The organism is Microbacterium ginsengiterrae (assembly GCF_014205075.1).
GTDB lineage: Bacteria > Actinomycetota > Actinomycetes > Actinomycetales > Microbacteriaceae > Microbacterium > Microbacterium ginsengiterrae.
In genome coordinates, this window is the sequence record NZ_JACHMU010000001.1 from 1,287,314 (window position 1) to 1,305,069 (window position 17,756).

A 17,756-nucleotide genomic window follows, 5' to 3' on the forward strand; every position below is an offset into this window, starting at 1 on the left:
CGTGTCCGACGGGGAGGACGGGCCATCGGGGCGTGCTGCAAAGGGGTCAGTCCGTGCCGGAGTCGAACGCCGCGCGCTCCGAGGCGAGGTCCATGGCCTCCGAGTACTTCTCGTCGGCGTCCGACACGGACCCCTCGACGCGATCGGTGATCTCGGATGCCTCGCCTGCAGTCACGCGGCCGACGAGCTCGCCCGTCGCACCGCCGACGAGGCCGAGGGATGCGTACTGCTCGAGGCGTGCACGCGAATCGGCGATGTCGAGGTTGCGCATGGTGAGCTGGCCGATGCGGTCGACGGGGCCGAACGCGGCGTCGCCCACCCGCTCCATCGACAGCTTCTCCGGGCCGTAGGAGAGGTTCGGGCTGACCGTGTCGAGGATGGTCCAGTCGTCGCCCCGGCGGAGGCGGATGGTGACCGAGCCGGAGATGGTCGATCCGACCCAGCGCTGGATGGACTCGCGGAGCATGAGCGACTGCGGCTCGAGCCAGCGGCCCTCGTACATCAGTCGACCGAGGCGGCGCCCCTGCTCGTGGTACGTCGCGAGGGTGTCCTCGTTGAGGATGCCGTTGACGAGCCGCTCGTAGGCGATGAACAGCAGCGCCATACCGGGGGCCTCGTAGATGCCGCGGGACTTCGCCTCGATGATGCGGTTCTCGATCTGGTCGCTCATGCCGAGGCCGTGGCGACCGCCGATCGTGTTGGCGGCCTTCACGAGCGCCACCGGGTCGCTGTACTCCACGCCGTCGATGGCGACGGGACGGCCGGCCTCGAATGTGACGGTGATGTCCTCGGACTCGATCGACACGGACGGGTCCCAGAACTTCACGCCCATGATCGGGTCGACCGTCTCGAGCGAGACGTCCAGGTGCTCGAGGGTCTTCGCCTCGTGCGTGGCTCCCCAGATGTTGGCGTCGGTCGAGTACGCCTTCTCGGCGGAGTCGCGGTACGGGAATCCGTGCGCGACGAGCCATTCGCTCATCTCCTGGCGCCCGCCGAGTTCGGTGACGAAGTCGGCGTCGAGCCACGGCTTGTAGACGCGAAGGCGCGGGTTGGCGAGCAGGCCGTAGCGGTAGAACCGCTCGATGTCGTTGCCCTTGTAGGTGGAGCCGTCGCCCCAGATGTCGACGCCGTCCTCCTTCATGGCCCGCACGAGCATGGTGCCGGTCACGGCCCTGCCGAGCGGAGTGGTGTTGAAGTAGGTCTTGCCACCGGAGCGGATGTGGAACGCGCCGCACTGCAGGGCGACGAATCCCTCCTCCACCAGAGCGGTCTTCGCGTCGACGAGTCGCGAGGCCTCGGCGCCGTACTCGAGTGCGCGCCCGGGGATCGACTCGATGTCGTCCTCGTCGTACTGACCCAGGTCGCCCGTGTAGGTGTAGGGCACCGCGCCCTTGGCGCGCATCCAGGCGACGGCGACGGAGGTGTCGAGACCTCCGGAGAAGGCGATGCCGACGCGCTCGCCGACGGGGAGGGACTGGAGGACCTTGGACATGCCTCCAGTCTATCGGCGCGGCGTGTCGCCCTGTGGCTCGTCGAGTTCGTCCTCCGGGTCCCCGAGCTCGCCCTGCGGGACGTCGGCGTCGGCGAGGGCGGAGAGGAACCGGATCGCGACCTCGCGCTCGCGGGGGCTCATGGCGGCGACGACATCGAAGCGGCGTGCGTGCTGGCGGCCGATCGTGTCGCGTGCGGAGCGCCGGGTGCTCTCGGTCACCTCGATGCACGTCGTGCGCCGGTCGGTGGGGTGAGGCACCCTGACGAGATGTCCCGCCGCCTCGAGGCGGTCGACGAGCTTGGTCGTCGACGCGCTGGAGATGCCCACTTCGTGCGCGATGTCCTTGGGGGTGACGACCTGACCGTCCCGCTGCGCACGGAGGATCATGCGGATGGCGCGCATGTCGCTCTCGTTGAGGTGCATGTACCGGCGGGAGGCGTCGGAGAGGGCGCGCGAGGCGCGCTGCCACTGCTGCAGTGCGCCCATGACCCTGGCGCACTGGGCGAACTCCTCATCCGACAGCGCGGAGCGGTCGATGAGATCGGAGTCGATCGTGAAGTAGCGCACAATAGCACCCTCGTCGTGTGAGATTCTTGCCCTGACAGTGAACTTTTCTTATGCTAACGTGAAATCTCGCCCGGCTAGGGAAATCGGAGAAACCGTCCTCCCACCGGGTGAAGACGAGGAGCTCGCGATGAAGACGGCAGACGCCACAGAGATGGTCGTCCTCGTCGACGACCTCGGCCGCCCCGTGGGGGAGCAGAGCAAGGCGACCGTCCACGGCGAGACGACCCCGCGCCATCTCGCGTTCTCCTGCCACGTGCTGGATGCGCAGGGCCGGGTGCTCATGACGCGTCGCGCGCTCGCCAAGAAGACATGGCCCGGCGTGTGGACGAACTCCTTCTGCGGACACCCCGCTCCGGGGGAATCCCTCGAGGATGCCGTGCGTCGCCGTGCCGCGTTCGAGCTCGGCATGGAGCTGGACGAGATCACCTGCGCCCTCCCGGACTTCGGTTACACCGCACGCGACGCCTCAGGCGTCGAGGAGAACGAGTACTGCCCGGTGTTCATCGCCACCGCAGCGTCCGTCCCGGAACCCAACCCTGATGAGGTCTCCGAGACGAGGTGGGCGACGATCGCCGACCTGAGGGCGGCGACGGATGCCGCGCCGTGGGCGTTCAGCCCGTGGCTCACGCTCCACCTCCCCGAACTCGTCGAGCACTTCCCCCGGCACGTCGCGCACGAGGGAGCGAGTGGTGTCTGACGCCGCCCTGCCCCGCACCGGCACGTCGACCGATGCGTTCGAGACCCGCCTCGGCGAGGTCCTCACCCGCATGCGCGAGCGTGCGTACGCCTTTCCCGCTCCGTACTCCCAGCTGTGGGAGACCGTGGAGCGCATGGCCACGGGGGGCAAGAAGATCCGGCCACGGCTCCTGCTGGGTGCCTATGAGGCGCTCGGAGGCATCGACGAACGCTCGGCGATCGACGCGGCGTGCGCCATGGAGTTGCTGCACCTCGCCCTCGTCATCCACGACGACGTCATCGACAAGGACGTGACGCGTCGGGGGGAGATGAACATCACCGGCTCGTTCGCGTCGGAGGCGATGGTCCGCGGCGCCGGTCGGAGCGAGGCGACGGCGTGGGGAGAGGCATCCTCCCTCCTCGCCGGGGACCTCGTCCTCACGCTCTCGCACTCCCTCCTCGCCCGTCTCGAGGTGCCGGAGGATCGGCGCCAGGCGGTCCTGGACGTCTTCGACGACACCGTCTTCGAAAGCGCGGCGGGCGAGCACCACGACGTCTGGCTCAGCATGCGCCTCGAGCAGTCCTCGCCCGAGGACGTCCTGGCGATGGTCGATCAGAAGACCGCCGCCTATTCGTTCCGCGCGCCACTGGTCACCGCAGCGGTCCTCGCTGGGGCGACGACGGCGCTGATCACCGAGCTGGAGAGCATCGCCCGCCAGATCGGCGTCGTGTATCAGCTCCGTGACGACGTGCTCGGCCTGTTCGGCGATGAGCACCAGACCGGGAAGTCCACCCTCAGCGACCTCCGCGAGGGCAAGGAGACGCTGCTGGTCACCTACGCGCGATCCGACGTCGCGTGGACCGGTGTCGAGCACCTGTTTGGCGACCCGTCGCTCACCGCGGCCGACGGCGCCCGCCTCCGTCGCGTGATCGAGGAATCCGGCGCGCTGGTGTTCGTCGAGTCCGTCATCGCCGAGCGCTGCACCGCCATCGACGAGGCCATCCGTGCCGCCTCGCTTCCGCCGTCACTGCACACCCAGCTCACCGAACTGACCGTCACTTGCCGCACCAGGGTTTCATGAACACCGACGACCTCGACCTGTACAACGCGACCGCCACGGCCAGTGCTGCCGTCGTCATCGGTCGGTACTCCACGTCTTTCGGCCGCGCGAGCGCACTGCTGACCCGGTCGATGCGTCCGCACATCGCGAACATCTATGCGCTGGTGCGCGTGGCGGACGAACTCGTGGACGGTCCGGCGGAGAAGGCTGGCGTCGACGCTGCGGAGCGGGGGACCCTTCTCGACGAGCTCGAGCAGGAGACCGCGCGCGCCATCTCCCGCGGCTTCAGCACCAACCTCATCGTGCACGCCTTCGCCCTGACCGCCCGTGAACACGGGATCGGCATGGACCTGTGCCGTCCCTTCTTCGCCTCCATGCGCCGGGACCTCTCGCCGGGGACGTTCGACGAGGCGCAGCTGGGGGAGTACATCCACGGCTCAGCCGAGGTGGTCGGGCTCATGTGCCTCGCCGTCTTCGAATCCGGCATGACGCGAACGGCTGACGAGAAGACGCGCGTCGAGGACGGCGCTCGACACCTGGGAGCGGCTTTCCAGAAGGTGAACTTCCTGCGGGACTTCGCCGACGATCACGACGACCTCGGCCGGGCCTACTTCCCCGGCACCGAGATCGCGCTCACCGAGGCATCCAAGGAGGACGTCGTCGAATCCATCCGTGAGGATCTGCGTATCGCGGACCTCTCCATCCCCCTTCTCCACCCCGGCGCACGGCCGGCGGTGTGGGCCGCCAGAGCGATCTTCGGCGCACTCACCGACCGCATCGAGAGGACTCCGGTGACCACGCTCATGCGCGAGCGCGTCAGCGTTCCCACCCCGGTCAAGGCCGCCATCCTCGCCCGCGCCGTCGGAATGAAGGCCGCCAGGTGACGCGGTCGCGGGCGGTCGTCATCGGCGGCGGCGTGAGCGGCCTCGCCACCGCCGCCCTCCTGGCGCGGGACGGACACGAGGTCACGCTCCTCGAGAAGAACGATCAGCTCGGGGGACGCGCCGGCTCATGGGAGCAGGACGGTTTCGTCTTCGACACCGGCCCCTCCTGGTACCTCATGCCCGAGGTGTTCGATCACTTCTACCGGATGATGGGCACCTCTACCGCGGAGCAGCTCGACCTCGTCCCGCTGCAGCCGGGCTACCGCGTCTACGGAGAACCCGGCCACGGCGAGCACGCGCCCATCGACGTCCGCGCAGGGGTGGACGAGGCATCCGCCCTGTTCGAGAGCCGGGAGAAGGGCGCCGGAAAGCGGATCCGCACCTATCTCGCCTCGGCGACGAAGGCGTACCACGCGGCTGTCGGGGCCTTCCTCTACAACCCGTTCTCCTCGTGGCGCGCCTTCACGTCCCCGAAGGTCCTCGCTGCGGTGCCCGCGGTCGTCCCGCTTCTGGTCCGCTCCCTGTGGTCGTACATCGCCCGCCGCTTCGCCGACACGCGTCTGCGGCAGATCCTCGGCTACCCCGCGGTGTTCCTCGGCACGTCGCCGTTCGACGCGCCGGCGCTGTACCAGCTCATGAGCCACATGGACCTCGTCGAGGGTGTGACCTACCCGCGGGGCGGGTTCCGCCGCTTCGTCACGACGCTCGTCGACATCGCGCGGGATGCCGGTGTCGACATCCGCACCGACAGTGAGGTCGTCGGGATCTCCAGCGCCGGGGGCGCCGTACAGGCGGTCGAGTACCGCACGGCGGGACGCGTCCACCGGCTGGAGGCCGACATCGTCGTCTCCGCCATCGACGAACATCACGCCGAGACCGCGCTGCTGGCGCCGGCCGACCGGACCTATCGACCGAAGCGCTGGGACACGCAGATCACCGGACCTGGTGCCGTGCTGGTCATGCTCGGCGTCGACGGCGAGCTGCCCGAGCTGCTCCACCACACGCTGCTGTTCTCAGAGGACTGGCACGACAACTTCGACGCGATCTTCGGCACCCCGACGCGGATCCCGGATGCCCCGTCGCTGTACATCTGCAAGCCGAGCGCGACGGACGACGACGTGGCGCCGGCCGGACGGGAGAACCTCTTCGTCCTCATCCCCATCCCCTCCGACGTCTCGGTCGGACACGGCGGGGTGGATTCCGCCGGTTCGCCGCAGGTGGAGGCCATCGCCGATCGCGCCATCGCGCAGATCGCGGACTGGGCGGGCATCCCCGATCTCACGGACCGCATCGTCGTCCGCCGCACCGTGGGCCCCGAGGACTTCGAGACCGACTTCCACACCTTCCGGGGGAGCGTGCTCGGGCCCGCCCACACGCTCCGCCAGAGTGCGTTCATGCGCGGCGTGACCCGCTCCCGCCGCGTGAAGGGACTGTTCTACGCCGGCGCGACGACCGTCCCGGGCGTCGGCCTGCCGATGTGCCTGATCAGCGCGGAACTCGTGCTCAAGCACGTACGGGGCGACCACTCGCCCGGCCCGTCGGAGATCTCGTGAGCGGTGTCTACGCCGCAGCCCTCCTCGTCAGCACCGGCTGCCTGGTCCTCCTCGACGTGCGGTTCCGCCTCGTGTTCCGCCGTCGGCCCCTCGTCGCGGCGATCGCGCTCGTGATCGGTCTCGCGTTCTTCATCGTGTGGGATGCGGCAGGGATCGCCCTCGGGGTGTTCCGCCACGTCGACTCGCGATGGGCCAGCGGGATCCTGCTCGCGCCGGAGTTCCCCATCGAGGAGCTGCTGTTCCTCGCCTTCCTCTGCTATCTCACGCTCATCCTGCTCAGCGGGTGGCGGCGGTGGAGAGAGGTCAGGAGTCCGCGATGACCTATCTGGTGTTCTCCCTGCCCTTCCTCGTCGTCGGCCTCGTGGTGTTCGGCGTCGGTGCGTTGCGCGCCCGTCGGCAGAGCGATCTGCGCGGCTACCTGACCGCCTGGGCTGCGGCCACGGTCGCGCTGCTCGTGCTGACGGTCGTGTTCGACAATGTGATGATGGCGGCGGAGTTCTTCGACTACGGCACGGAGCAGATCTCCGGCGTCCGGCTCGGTCTCATCCCGATCGAGGACCTGCTCTACCCGCTCGCCGGCGGTCTTCTGCTGGCGGGCCTGTGGCAACTGCTCGGCGGTGAGCCGGTGCGTGCCGAGCGGATCGGCAGCAGTGGCGCGACGAGAGAGGGCGGCGAATGACGATGACGGAGAACCGCTCGACGATCCGCACCCTCCTGCTCGCTTCTCGGCCGCTGAGCTGGATCAACACCGCCTTCCCGTTCGCGGCGGTCTACTTCCTCACGGTCGGGACGATCGATGTCGCGCTCGTCGTCGGCACGCTGTTCTTCCTCGTGCCGTACAACCTCGCGATGTACGGCGTCAACGACGTCTACGACTACGAGTCCGACCTCGCCAATCCGCGCAAGGGCGGAGCAGAGGGCGCGAAGCTGCCGCCCGCGCTGCACCGGACGACCCTCGTCGTCGCCGCCGCCCTCTCCGCGCCCTTCGTGATCGCGCTGGTGGTCCTCGGAGCGGATCGCCCGTCGTCGTGGCTCGTCCTCGCCGCCAGCCTGTTCGCGGTCCTCGCCTACTCGGCCAAGGGGCTGAGGTTCAAAGAGATCCCGATCCTCGACTCGATCACCTCGAGCTTCCATTTCGTCAGTCCGGCGCTGTACGCGATCGCCCTCGCAGGCACCACCGTGACCCCCGCGATCACCCTGACGATGATCGCCTTCTTCTGCTGGGGGATGGCCAGCCACGCCTTCGGCGCCGTGCAGGACATCGTGCCGGACCGGGAGGCGGGCATCGGGTCGATCGCCACGGTGTTCGGGGCTGCCGCAACGGTGCGCCTCGCGGCGGGTCTCTGGGCGCTCGCCGGCGTGCTCATGCTGTTCGCGCCGTGGCCGGCGAACCTCGCCGCACTGGCCGCGCTCCCCTACATCGTCAGTGTCGCGCCGTATCTCAACGTCGACGACGCGCACTCGGCGGATGCCAACCGCGCGTGGCGCCGGTTCCTCGCGATCAACTACGTCGTCGGGTTCGCCGTGACGATGCTGCTCATCCTCTGCGCCGCCATGGGGCTGTTCTCATGACGCGGGTGCTGGTGACCGGGGCCACCGGGTACATCGGCGGACGGCTCGTCCCGCAACTGCTGGATGCGGGTCATGAGGTCAGCGTCTATGTGCGCTCCGCGTGGAAGCTGCGCGACGTGCCGTGGCGGAGCCGGGTGAAGGTGTTCTCCGGGGATCTGTCCGACCCCGTCGCGACCCGCAGGGCGATGAACGGCGTGGACACGGCGTTCTACCTCGTCCACTCCATGAGCGCCGGCGGGGACTTCCGAACGGCGGAGGCGGCCACAGCGGAGACCTTCGCCGCTGCCGCGACCGCGACGGGCGTGCGGCGCATCGTCTACCTCGGCGGGTTGCACCCCGACACCGGGAACCTGTCCGAGCATCTCGCCTCGCGGGCGGCGGTCGGGCAGGTGTTCCTCGACTGTCCCGTCCCGAGCATCGTGTTCCAGGCCGGAATCGTCATCGGCTCGGGTTCCGCGTCCTTCGAGATGATCCGGCACCTCACCGAGGTGCTGCCGTACATGCCGGCGCCGCGGTGGGTGCGCAACCACGTGCAGCCCATCGCCGTTCGCGACGTCCTGCACTACCTCGTGACGTCGGTCGACGTCGAGGAGGACCTCAACCGGGCGTTCGACATCGGAGGGCCCGACGTCCTCCGCTATGGCCAGATGATGAACGGCTACGCCGTGGAGGCAGGGCTGCCCCAGCGCCGCATCGCCGCGCTGCCCGTGCTCACGCCGTGGCTGGCATCGCAATGGGTGAGTCTGGTCAGTCCCATCCCCCGCCAGATCGCCGTGCCGATCATCGCCTCTCTCCAGAACGACTGCGTCGTCAGGGAGAGCGACATCGACCGGTACATCCCCGCACCCGCGGAGGGCCTGGTGCCCTACCGCACCGCGGTGCGCCTCGCCCTGCGCCGGGAGGCGGACGGCGAGGTCGAGACCAGCTGGCAGAGCGCGACCGTCCCAGGGGCGCCGAGCGACCCCCTGCCGAGCGACCCCGAGTGGGCGGGCCACACGGTCTTCACCGATGTCCGGGAACGCCGCAGCACCGCGAGCCCCCGGTCGGTGTGGGAAGTGATCGAGGCGATCGGCGGCGAGAAGGGGTGGCACTCCTTCCCCCTCGCGTGGGCCGCGCGGGGATGGATCGACCGGCTCGTCGGCGGGGTCGGCATGCGCCGCGGCCGCCGTCACCCGTCTCGCGTGAACAGCGGCGACGTCATCGACGTCTGGCGCGTGGAGTCGATCGACCGGGGGCGGATGCTGCGCCTGCGTGCCGAGATGCGGATGCCGGGGCGCGGCTGGCTGGAACTCGGTGTGGAACCGGCAGATGATGGAAGCAGGTACCGCCAACGGGCTGTCTACTTCCCCAAAGGTCTCAGTGGCAGGATGTACTGGCTCGTGCTGCTGCCCTTCCACGGCATCATTTTCAACGGCATGGCCGCCAGCATCCTGCGCGAGGCGGAGCAGAACGAGCGCGGCGCGAACCACAGCGAGAAAGAGGAGCGATCACGATGAGCACGGACACCCCACAGCGGCAGACCAAGCCGCCGGCGGCCACCGGCGTGTACCTGGAGGACGGCGCCGCCGTCCCATCGGCGACCGAGGCCACGCGCGACGGGGCCGAGCACGCCACGCAGCCGATGGCGTACGACGCGATCCTCCTGTCCGGCTTCGGCGGCCCCGAGGGTCAGGACGACGTGCTGCCGTTCCTCCGGAACGTCACCCGCGGCCGCGGCATCCCCGATGAGCGGCTGGAGGAGGTGGCGCACCACTACCGGCACTTCGACGGGGTGAGCCCCATCAACGATCAGAACCGCGAACTGCTCGCCGCGCTGCGCAGGGCTCTGGGAGAGGCGGGTCTCGACCTGCCCGTCTACTGGGGCAACCGCAACTGGGCGCCGTACCTCGACGAGGCCATGGCGCAGGCCGCACAGGACGGCGTGCGCACGATGATCGCGATCCCGACGAGCGCCTACTCCTCGTACTCGTCGTGCCGTCAGTACCGCGAGGACTGGGCCGATGCGCTCGAGGCGGCGGACCTGCAGAAGACGCTGCAGGTGGACAAGGTCCGGCAGTACTTCTCGCACCCCGGGTTCATCCGCCCGTTCGTCGACGGACTGCGCGACGGGCTCGACGCCGCCCGTCAGGCCGGCCACCGGGATGCGCAGATCGAGGTGCTGTTCTCCACGCACAGCATCCCGACGGCGGATGCCGCACGATCCGGCGGGAAGACCTTCGACGGCGTCGAGGGCGGCGGGTATGTCGCAGAGCACCTCGCCGTCGCCCGTGAGGTCATCGCCAAGACCGCCCCGGGGATCTCGTGGCAGCTGGTGTTCCAGTCGCGTTCCGGCCCCGCCTCCCAGCCGTGGCTCGAGCCCGACATCAACGACGCGATCGAGGCGCTCGAGGAGCGCACCGCGGTCATCGTCGTCCCGCTCGGGTTCGTGAGCGACCACATGGAGGTCATGTGGGACCTCGACACCGAGGCGCGCGAGACCGCGCAGGAGCGCGGGATGTGGTTCACCAGGACCGCGACCCCCGGCACGCACCCGGCGTTCGTCAGCGCGCTGGTCGACCTCGTCAAGGAGCGGATCGCCGGTCTCCCCGTCGAGCAGCGCCTCAACGCCACGGAGATCGGGCCCTGGTTCGACGTGTGCCGCGGCGGATGCTGCGAGAACCCGCGCCTCGGATTCAAGCCGGCCATCGCGGGTCTGCAGCCCTGAACGGCGGCGAGGTCACGCCGAGGGTTCGCGCTCAGAAGCCGGGATACTCCTGCATGCGCTGTGCGAACTCCTCGGCGTCGGCCTCGCTGAGCACCTCGGGGGCGAGGAAGTAGATCTGCAGGCCCTCCAGCGGTGCCCCGGTGCTCGCCGCCTCCGCCTCTCGTTCCGTGCGCAGCTCCCCCGCCGGGTCGTTGGACAGGTCGAACATCACGGCGTAGAACCGCAGCGGGTCGGGGTAGTCGTCGGTGTACCACTCCCATGTGTGCTGCGTGCGGGGATCGGTCGTGCCGTAGAACTTCTGCAGGATCGTGTCGTCGAGTGTCGATGCCGGATCGTTGAACGCGTACATGCCGTACATCCCGCGTTCGACGAGCACATCCTCGATGACGCCCATCACCGCGAGTTTGCGGTCGTAGTCCTGGATCGGCTCGTTGGTCATCCACGGCACGGACACGTACTGCACGAGCATCGACTCGCCGCCGTAGCCGTTGCGCTCAGGGCGCAGGTTCTCCTGACCGACCTCCGTCCAGGTGTACCCGTACCGGTCGCTGAGGCGCCGTCGGATCTCGGCCAGCGCGGCCTCGCTCTGCGCGCGGATCTCCTCCAGCGACGGCTGGGCGAGGATGTCCGCCGGGGAGACGCCCTTGATGCCGGGGTAGGCCTCCGCGTGCTTCTGTTCGTCGCTCTTCTGGCCGTCATAGGTGCCGGATGCCGAGGTCTGCAGCGCGCTCGCCGCGCCGACGGTGGCGACGTTCAGCATCAGCGTGATGATGAGGGCGGACGCTCCGAGCGCTCGCCCTCGCGCCGAGAACAGCGAGGCGACGACCACGCCGACCACGAGGAGCTGCAGGGTCAGCATGGTCACGCCGTACAGGAGATCGGTGGCTCCGGCGAGCAGCGCGCCCAGCAGCACCAGCGCGAAGAGGATGGCCGTCACGAGCGCGATCCAGCCGAGGACACCGGCCGGCTGCTTCTCGACGGGGAGCTCGGCGGCGCTGACGATCGGCGTCGCCGGCGAGGCCGGCCCCTGCTGGCTCCTGCGCGCTCCGTGGTACCCGCCCGGTGGCGGGATCGGCGGCGCCCCTTCGCTGCCGGCGATGTATCGGGCACGCTGCGGATCTACCATGGCCTGTCCGTTCCCCCGCCTGGTCCGTCCTCTTCGCCCTGTTGCTGCTGCCGCTCCTCCGCACCCTTCTCGAGCTTCTCCTGCAGCCGGTCGAGCTTGTCCTGATCCGGCTGCGGCTGCTGCGGCTCCTGCTCGGTCTCGGAGTCATCCGGTTCCTGAGGCTCGCTCTGCTGCTGCTTCTCCTGCAGACGATCCTCCAGATCCTCGAGCGTGTCGCTCATGCTGCGGTCGGGGTCAGGGGACTGCTGATCGGCCTCATCGCTGCGGCACTCCTCCGGCGTCTGAGCGGTGACCAGCAGCGCCTCGCCGTAGAGCTGTGCCGCGGTCTCGCCGTCCCCCTCGGTCCTGGCGGCGTCGCCCTGGCGTTCGATGACGATCGCGAGATTGACGTGCACGGCGCAGACCTCGAGGCCGATGGCGAGCGGGAGGGCCTGTTCGAGTTCGGCACGGGCCTCGTCGAGCTCTTCGGCGCCCGCGAGAGCCGTTCCGACGTTGTACGGTGCGAGGAACGGCTCGAACCAGTTCAGCGGTTCCTGCCACGAGGCCGCAGATGTCGACCCGGCGTAGTCCCCGACGACGTACGTCGAGATCGCCTGGTGGGCGAAGCCGTACATGCTCAACAGTTTCCCGGCGAGCACCAGGGCCGCCAGCGTGAGGGGCAATGTACCGATCGTGATCCAACGGCGGACGCGTCGGCGCCGGCGATTCGCGGCGAGCAGGGCGGTCGCGGCATCCGCGTCGTCATTCTCCGGCGTCATGATCCACCTCCTCGCAGGGCCAGACCGCGCAGCTGCGAGGTGAGCATCGCGGCCCTGGCGAGTTCGACCGCGAGCAGGAGCACGATCACGAGTGCGAACACCCAGTACAGTTCGATGACGTTTCCGACGGAGCCGGATTCGGCGTAGTTCGTCGTGGTGATGGGCGCCTCGGGCAGATCGACGGGCAGCTCGGCGTCCCGCAGCTGGAACGGGACGCCGAGCTCTTCAGCGATCGCCTGCAGGTTGGTGTCGTCGATCACGGACAGAGCGGGTTCCCCCTGATACTCGATGTACTCGCCGGATGCGGCGTCGCCGCCGAGCGCACCGGAGGTGATCCGCATCGGCCCGCCGTCGGTCGTTCCGTAGCCGAGCACCGCACCGCCGTCGACGTATCCCGCGCTGTCGGCGAACGACTCCGGGGCGCTCGACGCGGTCTGCTCCCCGTCGCCGAGGTAGAACACCATCCGTGAGCGGTCGGGGGAGGCCTCCGCCGCGGAGGCCAGCGTCTCGCGCAGCATGGTCGCGGCGATGCCGATGGAACTGCCCCGCGACTGGGACGTGACCTCCGGCCTGAGGATCTCGAGCGACGACATCAACGCGGTCGTATCCGTGGTCAGTGGCAGCCGCTGCTCGGCGGAGGCGTCGAAGGTGATGAGCGCGAAGCGTGCCCCGGGGTACTCGTCGACGATCGCCGCGACGTCCGACCGCGCGCCGTCGAGCCGCGGCTGATCGCCGTTCCAGTCCTCCGCCACGATGCTCGCCGTCGTGTCGAGCAGGATGACGATGTCGGTGTCCGTCGCGAGCGTCTGGGTGGCGCCGCCGGGGATGCCGGGGCGCAGGAGCATGAGGAAGCACGCCAGGAGCATGCCGAGCCGGAGCGCCCACAGGGCGCCCCGGCCGCGGACGAGCATCCACACCGCGAGGGCGGCGAAGGGTGCGAAGAGCAGGAGGAGCAGGAAGACGTTCAGCACGGGTTGGAAGATCACAGTCGCACCCTCCACATCAGGGCGACGAACCCGAGGATGAGCACGAGGAGCACGGCGATCCACACGTTCGGTGCGTCGGTGCGCACCACCTGCGCCTGCCCGCGGAGCTCGGTGGCGTCCTGCTTCTGCACGTCGGCGATGATGTCGCCGACGGTCGTCGTGTCGCGCAGTCCGTACGCCTCGCCGCCGGTCGACCGCGCCGCCGCGATGAGCTCTTCGCTGATCGCGGTGTCGACGCCCTGCACGGGGTTGAGGGCGAACACGCGGATGCCCGCCGAAGCGGCGAACGCGGCGGCCTCCTCGAGGGTCACGATCGATGCGCCGGCGAGCTCGTTGTCCGTGGCGAGGATGATCGAGCGGCTGCGTTCGTCGTCCACGTGGTCGAAGCGCATGGCGCACGAGGCGAGCCCGTCGCCGATGAGGGACGCCCCAGGTCCGTTGAGCGTTCCCACCCAGTGCTCTGGGATGTCGTCGAGGTAGTCGAAGCTCGAGCGGATGCTCTCCAGGTGCGTGCGGATGAACTCGTAGTCGTCGGTGAGGGGGAAGACCTGCACGGGGGAGCTGTTGAAGATGGTGAGCCCGATGCGCTCGCCCTTGAAGCCGTCGAGGAGCTCCTCGAACACGGTGAGGACTTCGACATCGACGTCGCTCATGGAACCGGAGACGTCGAGGCACAGCATGATGTCCCGGCTCGTGGTGACGGGCTGGATCGTCTGGGACGACATGGGGCGGGCCGCGACGATGCCGCTCACGACCGCCGCAGCGAGTCCGAGCGCGAGGATGCCGGCGAGCGCGGTCGTCCGTCGGTTCACCGCACGGCGGAAGGACGGCAGCGCACGAAGACGCTCGGCCCGCGCGATGGGCGCGCTGGCCGCCGCCCTCTCTCGCGCGCTGCGCCGCAGCCCGATCGTGATCCCGACCGCGATCGCCGCGAGGACGACCGCGACGGCGGCGATGACGATCCACCCGTTCTCTAGTGCCACATCGCCACCACCTTGCGGGCGGCCTCGATGCCGTCGTCGGGGTTCGCGGCGGCGTCCCGACGGAAGATGCCCGGATAGTAGTGGCGGTGCACGGCCTCGATGAGGGTCGGGTGCACGCCGAGTCGGATGAGATCGTCGAGGGCGAGGACGGGCGCCTCGAGTCCGCTGTACTCGTTGACGAAGCTGCGCACCGTGCGACTGAGCCGGACGTTCGCCGTGCGCGCATCGATCGTGCCATCGCGCAGCTCGGACTCGATCCGATCGATCGCGACGTAGTATTCCGTTCGAAGCATGGACAGGACGTCGCTTGTGCCGCTCGGGCTCTGCGAATCCTGGCCCTGGACCGTCATGCGGCGGCGCGGACGGGTGAGGAAGACCACCAGCCAGCCGGCGAGGGCGAGAGCGGCGAGGATTCCCAACGCCAGGACGAGCCAGCCCCAGCCGTACTGGGCCGGCGGATAAAGTTCATCAGTTCCGGACATTCGCCCTCCGGTTCAGCATGCGCAGCAGCTCTCCCACTGCGGCATCCTGCGTCTCGAGGGCGGCCCGGCTGATCTCCAGCCGGTCGAGCAGGTCGTCACGGCGGACGGCGTCGGCCTGTGCCTGGGCTGTTGCCTCGAGGACCACCTCGGCGTCGCCGTGCACGAAGTCCGGGATCGCCCATCGGGTGCTCACATCGGCCCGCTGGGCGTGGGACGCGTATGCGAGCACGGGGTCGGCGTCGCGGATCGTGATCCACAGGACGTCGTGCTGCACGCGCAGGCGCCGCAGCATCCGTTCCGTGTGTTCGGTGACCGGGGCCTCGTCGGTGATGATGACCACGATGCAGCGGCGGGCGATCGTCCGAGCGACATAGGCGAGCAGTGCGTCACGGTCGCTCGGAGCGCCGGCCGTCGCGATGGCGCCGTCGATCGTCCGCAGCGCGTGCTCGAGAGCTCCCTCGCTGCGTCCTGGCGCGCGACGACGGATGCCGCCGGCGTCTCCGTGCACCACGCTGAAGTCATCGCCGTGCCGGAGGGCGAGGACACCCAGCGCCCCTGTGGCGAGGACCGCGAGGTCCTTCTTCGGGCGCTCGTCGTGCGCGAGCGCGGTCATCGACAGCCCCGTGTCGACGACGAACAGCACGGTGTGCATGCGGTTGGCCCTGTGCCGCTTGACCAGTGGCGTCCCCATGCGGGCCGTCGCCCGCCAGTCGATGTCGCGCACCTGATCGCCGTACTCGTACTTGCGCAGATCCTCGAAGTCGAGGCTGCGCCCGTGCAGCAGCGACGCGTAGGCGCCGTCGAGCGCGTGCATCGACTTCTGCGACGAGTGGATGAAGAGCTTGCTCTTCACCTGGGTGATCAGGCTGGACACGGTCAGGGGGTCGGGACCGAGGCGAAGATCTGGTCGATGATCTCCTCGCTGCGGATCCCCTCGGCGTCGGCCTCGAAGGTGAGCAGCACGCGGTGACGCAGCACGAGGTGACGGAGCGTGCGGATGTCCTCCGGCAGCACGTGATTGCGTCCGTTGAGCAGCGCGAGCGCGCGCGAGGCCTGCAGGAAGGCGATGCTCGCCCGCGGGCTCGCCCCGTACTTGATGTACCGCGCACGGTCATCGCCGATGTACGGGCCGGGGTTCCTCGTGACGTACGCGATCGAGACGATGTAGTTGCGGATCGTCGCGTCCACGTAGATCTTGGATGCGGTCTGCTGCAGGGCCCTGATGTCGTCGAGGGTCACGGCGCTGGCGACGTGCCGTTCGGGGTCGAGCACGCCCGAGTCGATGCGGGACAGGATCTCGAACTCGTCGGCCGGGCTCGGATACTCGACGATCTCCTTGAGGAGGAAGCGGTCCATCTGCGCCTCGGGGAGCTCGTACGTGCCCTCCTGCTCGATGGGGTTCTGGGTCGCGATCACGAGGAACGGGTGGGGGAGGTGGTGCACCTCGCCGCCGATCGTGGTCTGATGTTCCTGCATCGCCTCGAGCATCGCCGACTGGGCCTTGGCGCTGGAGCGGTTGATCTCGTCGAGCAGGACGAAGTTCGCATGCACGGGGCCAAGCACGGTGCGGAACGAGCCGGTGGTGGCGTCGTAGATCTGGTTGCCGGTGATGTCGCTGGGGAGCAGGTCCGGCGTGCACTGGATGCGCTTGAAGCTCGCCTTGACCGTGTCGGCGAGTGTGGAGGCCGCGGTGGTCTTCGCGAGTCCGGGGACGGATTCCAGCAGAATGTGACCGCCCGCGATCAGCGACACCAGCAGGCTCGTGCGCAGGCGCTCCTGGCCGACCATCTTGGCCGAATAGGCGTCGGAGATGACCGTGAGGATGTTCGAGGCGTGTGACATCTCGGCATCCGTCGGAGCACCGGAGCTTCCCGCCGTCGTCGCGGCGGCCGGCCGGGATGCGGGGGCTGCCGGTGCGGCCGGCGCGCGGGGAGCCGGCGGGCGCGGTGGCGGCGGGGGGGCAAACATCCCCGCGGGTGCGGCGTTCGACTCGTTCATCTCTGACTCCTCGCGTGCGCAGGGGCAGCGGTGCGCATTCCCCCGTCACAGCGTAATCGTCGTGCTCCGTCCGCTCGGTCGGGATCTGTGGGAAGAACTGCCCATCGGGTCAGACCGTGTTGCGGTACACCCTGGCTCCGCGGCGGCGCCCCACCCACACGACGCCGGCGGCCACCGCGACGATCGCGGCGGCGATGCCGACGATGTAGCCGATGACACCGAGGTAGCCGCCCTGCAGGTGCGGATCGAGGAACGGGTACGGATACCACCACGGGTTCCCCGTCGCCGGCCCGGTGATGAGGTTCGCCCGCAGGAGCGTGTAGACCGCCCAGACGATCGGGAAGGTGACGGCGACGAGCAGGGCACCCCACGGAAGCGCCCTCCGCCGCGGGGCGAGGAGGACGTCGGCCAGCATGACGAGCGGGATCACCACGTGCAGCGTCTCGTTCGTCCACACATCCGAGATCCCCGCGATCGAGATGCCGCGCAGCAACAGGTTGTAGACGATGCCGGTGACGATCATGTACGTCGACGCGCACGCGAGCAGCGTTCCCATCCACGCGGGTTCCGCCGTCGCCGAGCGGCGGGTGCGCAGCATCCACACCCCGCCGATGACGAGGGCGATGACCGCGAGGAGGTTCGAGAGGATCGTGAAGTAGCTGAAGAAGTTCGCGATGACGGTGGGCAGATGGGATCCCCACGGCGTCTCCGCAGCCATCGCGTTGGTGATCGCGAGCGCGAGCTGTCGGACGATCGCCGCGGCGCCGAGGGCGGCAGCGGCCAGACGGAGGTAGGGCCACCAGGTCTTCATCGTTCCTCCGTGGTCACGGCGACGGCTCTGCGCGGTCGCTCCATCGTGGCCGTCTCTGCGGTGTCGCGGGCGGTCCAGGCGCCCGGTTTCCACGAGATTAGCGC

19 protein-coding genes are annotated in these 17,756 nt (G+C 69.2%); 9 read left to right on the forward strand and 10 right to left on the reverse strand.

The features are described 5' to 3' along the window. Positions 1–46: 46 nt before the first annotated feature. The gene (gene argG / locus HD600_RS06445; protein WP_184282355.1) at positions 47–1,492 is read right to left on the reverse strand and encodes an argininosuccinate synthase; all 1,446 of its coding nucleotides are present in this window, start codon (positions 1,490–1,492) and stop codon (positions 47–49) included. 9 nt (positions 1,493–1,501) lie between these two features. Beyond that, entirely contained in the window at positions 1,502–2,059 is a 558-nt protein-coding gene (locus HD600_RS06450) for a MarR family transcriptional regulator (protein ID WP_184282357.1), read from the reverse strand. A gap of 127 nt (positions 2,060–2,186) precedes the next feature. Between HD600_RS06450 and idi the strand changes: the two genes are divergently transcribed. The 9 genes from idi to HD600_RS06495 are packed head-to-tail and all read left to right on the forward strand — an operon-like array spanning position 2,187 to position 10,508. Continuing rightward, a complete protein-coding gene (gene idi / locus HD600_RS06455) occupies positions 2,187–2,756 on the forward strand; it encodes an isopentenyl-diphosphate Delta-isomerase (RefSeq protein WP_241731631.1) in 570 nt (189 codons plus the stop codon). Then, a complete protein-coding gene (locus HD600_RS06460) occupies positions 2,749–3,816 on the forward strand; it encodes a polyprenyl synthetase family protein (protein WP_184282359.1) in 1,068 nt (355 codons plus the stop codon). Before idi ends, HD600_RS06460 begins: the two co-directional genes overlap by 8 nt. Further along, positions 3,813–4,679: a phytoene/squalene synthase family protein gene (locus HD600_RS14865; RefSeq protein ID WP_184282362.1), complete on the forward strand. Its 867-nt coding sequence runs from the start codon at positions 3,813–3,815 to the stop codon at positions 4,677–4,679. The genes HD600_RS06460 and HD600_RS14865 overlap by 4 nt, the downstream gene beginning before the upstream one ends. After that, positions 4,676–6,232, forward strand: a complete 1,557-nt coding sequence (crtI, locus tag HD600_RS14870) for a phytoene desaturase family protein (RefSeq protein ID WP_184282364.1) — start codon at positions 4,676–4,678, stop codon at positions 6,230–6,232. Before HD600_RS14865 ends, crtI begins: the two co-directional genes overlap by 4 nt. Continuing rightward, entirely contained in the window at positions 6,229–6,552 is a 324-nt protein-coding gene (locus HD600_RS06475) for a lycopene cyclase domain-containing protein (protein WP_144794010.1), read from the forward strand. Before crtI ends, HD600_RS06475 begins: the two co-directional genes overlap by 4 nt. Continuing rightward, on the forward strand, positions 6,549–6,911 hold the full coding sequence (locus tag HD600_RS06480) for a lycopene cyclase domain-containing protein (RefSeq protein WP_184282365.1): 363 nt from the start codon (positions 6,549–6,551) through the stop codon (positions 6,909–6,911). The genes HD600_RS06475 and HD600_RS06480 overlap by 4 nt, the downstream gene beginning before the upstream one ends. Further along, positions 6,908–7,804, forward strand: a complete 897-nt coding sequence (locus HD600_RS06485; protein ID WP_184282367.1) for a prenyltransferase — start codon at positions 6,908–6,910, stop codon at positions 7,802–7,804. The genes HD600_RS06480 and HD600_RS06485 overlap by 4 nt, the downstream gene beginning before the upstream one ends. After that, the gene (locus HD600_RS06490; RefSeq protein ID WP_184282369.1) at positions 7,801–9,300 is read left to right on the forward strand and encodes an SDR family oxidoreductase; all 1,500 of its coding nucleotides are present in this window, start codon (positions 7,801–7,803) and stop codon (positions 9,298–9,300) included. Before HD600_RS06485 ends, HD600_RS06490 begins: the two co-directional genes overlap by 4 nt. Next, on the forward strand, positions 9,297–10,508 hold the full coding sequence (locus HD600_RS06495) for a ferrochelatase (RefSeq protein WP_184282371.1): 1,212 nt from the start codon (positions 9,297–9,299) through the stop codon (positions 10,506–10,508). Before HD600_RS06490 ends, HD600_RS06495 begins: the two co-directional genes overlap by 4 nt. 31 nt (positions 10,509–10,539) lie before the next feature. Here HD600_RS06495 and HD600_RS06500 read toward each other — a convergent pair whose 3' ends face one another. The 8 genes from HD600_RS06500 to HD600_RS06535 all read right to left on the reverse strand — a co-directional run bounded on the left by HD600_RS06500 (position 10,540) and on the right by HD600_RS06535 (position 17,652). Next, positions 10,540–11,634 (reverse strand): hypothetical protein, encoded by a 1,095-nt coding sequence (locus HD600_RS06500; RefSeq protein ID WP_184282373.1) that lies wholly within the window; start codon positions 11,632–11,634, stop codon positions 10,540–10,542. Further along, on the reverse strand, positions 11,628–12,392 hold the full coding sequence (locus HD600_RS06505; protein WP_184282375.1) for a hypothetical protein: 765 nt from the start codon (positions 12,390–12,392) through the stop codon (positions 11,628–11,630). Before HD600_RS06505 ends, HD600_RS06500 begins: the two co-directional genes overlap by 7 nt. Next, positions 12,389–13,378 carry a VWA domain-containing protein gene (locus HD600_RS06510; RefSeq protein ID WP_184282377.1) on the reverse strand — a complete coding sequence of 330 codons (990 nt, stop codon included), beginning with the start codon at positions 13,376–13,378 and terminating at the stop codon, positions 12,389–12,391. The genes HD600_RS06505 and HD600_RS06510 overlap by 4 nt, the downstream gene beginning before the upstream one ends. After that, positions 13,375–14,361, reverse strand: coding sequence for a vWA domain-containing protein (locus tag HD600_RS06515; protein ID WP_260980396.1), 987 nt, complete (start codon positions 14,359–14,361; stop codon positions 13,375–13,377). The genes HD600_RS06510 and HD600_RS06515 overlap by 4 nt, the downstream gene beginning before the upstream one ends. Next, on the reverse strand, positions 14,352–14,843 hold the full coding sequence (locus HD600_RS06520) for a hypothetical protein (RefSeq protein WP_184282379.1): 492 nt from the start codon (positions 14,841–14,843) through the stop codon (positions 14,352–14,354). The genes HD600_RS06515 and HD600_RS06520 overlap by 10 nt, the downstream gene beginning before the upstream one ends. Next, complete coding sequence (locus HD600_RS06525) at positions 14,830–15,717, reverse strand: DUF58 domain-containing protein (RefSeq protein WP_184282381.1); 888 nt, start codon at positions 15,715–15,717, stop codon at positions 14,830–14,832. Before HD600_RS06525 ends, HD600_RS06520 begins: the two co-directional genes overlap by 14 nt. A gap of 2 nt (positions 15,718–15,719) precedes the next feature. Next, positions 15,720–16,685 carry an AAA family ATPase gene (locus HD600_RS06530; protein WP_241731632.1) on the reverse strand — a complete coding sequence of 322 codons (966 nt, stop codon included), beginning with the start codon at positions 16,683–16,685 and terminating at the stop codon, positions 15,720–15,722. Positions 16,686–16,950: 265 nt separating this feature from the next. Beyond that, complete coding sequence (locus HD600_RS06535) at positions 16,951–17,652, reverse strand: Pr6Pr family membrane protein (protein ID WP_184282385.1); 702 nt, start codon at positions 17,650–17,652, stop codon at positions 16,951–16,953. Positions 17,653–17,756: the final 104 nt, after the last annotated feature.

Coding starts and splice junctions, on each gene's coding strand:
- HD600_RS14865 (WP_184282362.1), top strand. CDS start 3,813: ATGAACACCGACGACCTCGACCTGTACAACGCGACCGCCACGGCCAGT.
- HD600_RS06485 (WP_184282367.1), top strand. CDS start 6,908: ATGACGATGACGGAGAACCGCTCGACGATCCGCACCCTCCTGCTCGCT.
- idi (WP_241731631.1), top strand. CDS start 2,187: ATGAAGACGGCAGACGCCACAGAGATGGTCGTCCTCGTCGACGACCTC.
- HD600_RS06500 (WP_184282373.1), bottom strand. CDS start 11,634: ATGGTAGATCCGCAGCGTGCCCGATACATCGCCGGCAGCGAAGGGGCG.
- HD600_RS06480 (WP_184282365.1), top strand. CDS start 6,549: ATGACCTATCTGGTGTTCTCCCTGCCCTTCCTCGTCGTCGGCCTCGTG.
- argG (WP_184282355.1), bottom strand. CDS start 1,492: ATGTCCAAGGTCCTCCAGTCCCTCCCCGTCGGCGAGCGCGTCGGCATC.
- HD600_RS06495 (WP_184282371.1), top strand. CDS start 9,297: ATGAGCACGGACACCCCACAGCGGCAGACCAAGCCGCCGGCGGCCACC.
- HD600_RS06505 (WP_184282375.1), bottom strand. CDS start 12,392: ATGACGCCGGAGAATGACGACGCGGATGCCGCGACCGCCCTGCTCGCC.
- HD600_RS06530 (WP_241731632.1), bottom strand. CDS start 16,685: ATGTCACACGCCTCGAACATCCTCACGGTCATCTCCGACGCCTATTCG.
- HD600_RS06490 (WP_184282369.1), top strand. CDS start 7,801: ATGACGCGGGTGCTGGTGACCGGGGCCACCGGGTACATCGGCGGACGG.
- HD600_RS06520 (WP_184282379.1), bottom strand. CDS start 14,843: ATGTCCGGAACTGATGAACTTTATCCGCCGGCCCAGTACGGCTGGGGC.
- HD600_RS06535 (WP_184282385.1), bottom strand. CDS start 17,652: ATGAAGACCTGGTGGCCCTACCTCCGTCTGGCCGCTGCCGCCCTCGGC.